Raw genomic sequence first — 3,675 nt, 5'->3', positions numbered from 1 at the left:
CAGATGCCGCCGTGCGGCACCGCTTCACCGAATTTCGAACGGCAGAATTTGGTGACGCGCGACACGAGGTTCCCCAGCACATCCGCCAGATCCTTGTTGGCCGATTGCTGGAAATTTTCCCAAGTGAACTCCGCATCTGCCGACTCCGGCGCATGGGACAGCAGCCACCAACGCCAGTAATCGGCAGGCAGCAGCGACAGCGCCTGATCCATGAACACGCCCCGCCCGCGCGAGGTGGAGAATTGCCCGCCATCGTAATTCAGGTAGTTGAAGGATTTGATGTAATCCACCAGCTTCCACGGTTCTGCCGACCCTAGGATCGTTGCGGGAAAGCTCAGCGTATGGAACGGCACGTTATCCTTGCCCATGAACTGGGTGTAGGTCACGTCATCCGCACCTTTGTCGGTGCGCCACCAGCGTTCCCAATCCGTGCCCTTGCCCGCTGCAACCCATTCCTGCGCGCAGGCGATATATTCTATCGGCGCGTCGAACCAGACGTAGAAAACCTTGCCCTCCATCCCTTGCCACGGAGCGCCGTCAAATTGGACCGGGACACCCCAATGCAGATCGCGGGTGATGCCGCGATCTTGCAAACCATCGCCATCATTGAGCCATTTCTTGGCGATGGAAGTGGTCAGGATAGGCCAATCCGTCTTGCTTTCGATCCAATCCGACAGCGCTGTTTTCATTTCTGATTGGCGCAGATAGAGATGCTTGGTCTCGCGCAATTCCAATTCGGTTGAACCCGAAACGGTGGAATGTGGATTTATCAAATCCACCGGGTCCAGTTGCTTGGTGCAATTGTCGCACTGGTCGCCGCGCGCCGAGGTGAACCCGCAATTCGGGCAAGTGCCTTCGATATAGCGGTCGGGCAAAAAGCGACCATCGGCGACGGAATACATCTGCTTTTCAGTAACTTCACGGATCAAACCCTGTTCGGCCAACCGCGCGGCAAAGCCTTGGGTCAGCTTGTGGTTCTCTGCGCTGGAAGAACGCCCGAAATGATCAAACGACAGCCGGAAACCACGCGCAATTTCAGCCTGAACCGCGTGCATTTCAGTGCAATACTCCGCCACCGGCTTGCCGGCCTTGGCCGCGGCCAATTCTGCCGGGGTGCCATGTTCATCGGTCGCGCACAAAAACAGCACTTCATGGCCACGGGCGCGAAGGTAGCGGGCGTAAAGATCGGCGGGCAGTTGGCTGCCGACAAGATTGCCCAAATGCTTGATCCCGTTGATGTAAGGGATCGCAGATGTGATCAGATGTCTGGCCATGGGGCACCTCTTGTCGTGAAACTAATGCCCCTTTACTGCGTTTCTTGGCGCTATGGAAATGCCATCGCACAAGATTTCCGCAATTTGAAGGTCAAAGCCCGAAATGCGCGACCATGCCGTCAATCACCGACGACAGATAAGCCTGCATCCCGGCGTTGGGCTGCTGGCCCGCAACCCGCGTTGCCAGCGGGTCCGGCGCATCAATTGCGGATCCGGCCATCTCGGCAATCATCGCATGACCGCAGAACGGAACGTAGAGTTCAGAATAACCGCCTTCGTGCGCTGCAACCAACCGACCACCCGCAAATTCCATCAGCATCGCCGTCATGGCGCGGTAAGTCTCAACCGAACACAGCATCCGCGACAGCGGGTCAACAAAGGCCGCATCAAACCCGCAAGCGACGATCACCAGATCAGGCGCGAAGCTGCGCAGTTTCGGCAGCACAAGCCGCTCCATCACCTCCAGGTAGGTGGCATGACCCGCGCCGGGGGGCAGCGGGATGTTCATATTGCTGTTGCTTGGACCGGTGACATCGGCATCGCCGGTATCGGAGGGATAGCAATGCTCCTGATGGATCGAAATGGTCAGCACATCTGGATCATCCCAGAAAATTGCCTCGGTTCCATTGCCGTGATGCACGTCCCAATCCACCACGGCGACACGGTGGCAAAGCCCTTTTGCCCGCGCCGCCTGCACCGCAATCGCGATATTGGCGAGCAGGCAAAACCCGTTCGGCCAATCGGGCAAACAATGATGCCCCGGCGGGCGCGACAGGGCATAAGCATTGCGATAGGTTCCGCGTGCGACGCCTTCGACCGCCGCAATCACAAGGCCCGCCGAAAGCGCCGCAATCTGGTAGGCGCCGGGGCCAAAGGGCGTGCGCAGACCCAATTCGCCGCCGCGCCCATCGGACAGGGCACGAAACTGCGACAGGTAGCTTTCGGGGTGGACGCGGCGCAAATCCTCCTCACTGGCCGCAGGCGAGGATTGGCAAGCGAGTTCCGCCGACAACCCGGTCACATCCATCAGGTTCTTCAACCGCCGCTTGGTTTCGGGCGCTTCTGGCAATCCGCCCGAAACCAAAGGCTGCACCAAGCCGCCTACCGGTGACAACAAGGCGTAGTTGCCGCCGAAATGCCAAAAGCATTTCTCATCCCAAAAGAATGCCGTTTTCTGCATGATGCCTCCATTCCTGTTGCCGGAGTAAACGCCGACCCCGCAGCGCTGTAAACCGGTCAAGTGTTTGACGCCCGATTGTTGCGCGGATAAACGAGCTGCCAAAGCCATCGAAAGCCCCTGAAAGATGCAAACGCCTCTGCAAGACCTGCGCGCCGGATTTCGCGACGTGCTGCCGCTCGCACTTGGTGCTGCACTTTACGGCCTCGCCTTCGGATTGCTCGCAGCGCAAGCCGGAATGAGCGTACTGCAAACCGGGGTCATGGGATCGATCGTGTTTTCCGGCTCTGCCCAATTCGTCGCGGTGGAGCGATTGGTTGCTGGTGCCGGGGCGTTCACCGCGCTGGTTGCGGGCGGCGCGCTCAACCTGCGCATATTGCTGATGACGGCCTCCTTGCGCGATGTGCTGGCAGGTCGCCCCTTTTGGCAGGTGCTTTTGGGTGTGCATATGACTGGCGATGAAAGCTGGGCGCTGCTGCATGCAACCCGCGCCACCGGGCGCGCTGTGGGTTATTGGTATCTGGTCGGCGCAGGCGCGTGCATGATGGTTGCATGGGTCTCCGCGACCTCGGCAGGTGCGGCCTTCGCCGCTGTGTTGCCTGAACCCCATGCAATGGGCATTGATTTCGCTTTCACCGCCGCCTTCATCGCGATCCTGCGCGGGCTTTGGTCTGGCAGGCGCGATGCCCTACCTTGGATCGCTTCTGCGATCACTGTGGCATCATTGGCGCTGCTGACGCCGTTGGAGCCGTCATGGGCGCTGGTTGCAGGCGGCATCCTCGGCGCGGTTCTGGCCGGGGTATGGGGCAAAGATGCTTGACGCCTTTACCCCCATCACGCTGGTCATCCTTGGCCTCACCGTTGCCAACCTGACCATCCGGCTTTCGGGTTATTACCTTGGTGCGGCATTGCCGCAACTCGGTGCCTGGGCCCGCGGGTTGAAGGCACTTCCCGGCACGCTGATCACTGCATTGGTGACGTTGCAATTGATCCACGGCGGGCCGAATGAATGGATCGCGGGGGCCGTGGCGCTTGGCGTGGCGATCATCAGCCGTTCACTTCCGTTGACCATGCTTGCAGGGATCGCGGTTATTTTTGCGCTGCGTCACTGGATTTGACGCGGGCGGCGTCCCCTGCCTCCCGCCCTTTCCCCAACAGCCGACCGACCCAGAACGACGTTCGCGGCTCATAGGTGTAAGCTGTGCGATCATCCGGGCTGGGCCG

General features: G+C 59.9%; 4 protein-coding genes. 2 read left to right on the top strand and 2 right to left on the bottom strand.

The features are described from left to right. Both metG and L0H65_RS16290 read right to left on the bottom strand, forming a co-directional pair. Window positions 1-1,274, bottom strand: a 1,274-nt coding sequence (metG, locus tag L0H65_RS16295) for a methionine--tRNA ligase (RefSeq protein WP_301460225.1), incomplete at its 3' end; no start/stop codon positions are given. Between the two features lie 91 nt (window positions 1,275-1,365). After that, window positions 1,366-2,454, bottom strand: coding sequence for a class II histone deacetylase (locus tag L0H65_RS16290; protein WP_301460223.1), 1,089 nt, complete (start codon window positions 2,452-2,454; stop codon window positions 1,366-1,368). 124 nt (window positions 2,455-2,578) lie between these two features. On the opposite strand from L0H65_RS16290, the gene L0H65_RS16285 reads away from it, so the two are divergent. Continuing rightward, window positions 2,579-3,271, top strand: a complete 693-nt coding sequence (locus L0H65_RS16285; protein ID WP_301460221.1) for an AzlC family ABC transporter permease — start codon at window positions 2,579-2,581, stop codon at window positions 3,269-3,271. Then, window positions 3,264-3,569, top strand: a complete 306-nt coding sequence (locus L0H65_RS16280) for an AzlD family protein (protein WP_301460219.1) — start codon at window positions 3,264-3,266, stop codon at window positions 3,567-3,569. Before L0H65_RS16285 ends, L0H65_RS16280 begins: the two co-directional genes overlap by 8 nt. Window positions 3,570-3,675: the final 106 nt, after the last annotated feature.

Source organism: Pseudorhodobacter sp., assembly GCF_030452865.1.
Lineage (GTDB): Bacteria > Pseudomonadota > Alphaproteobacteria > Rhodobacterales > Rhodobacteraceae > Pseudorhodobacter.
The sequence above is the reverse complement of the archived record's forward strand: the minus strand, read 5'-3'. Positions and strand labels throughout refer to the sequence as shown.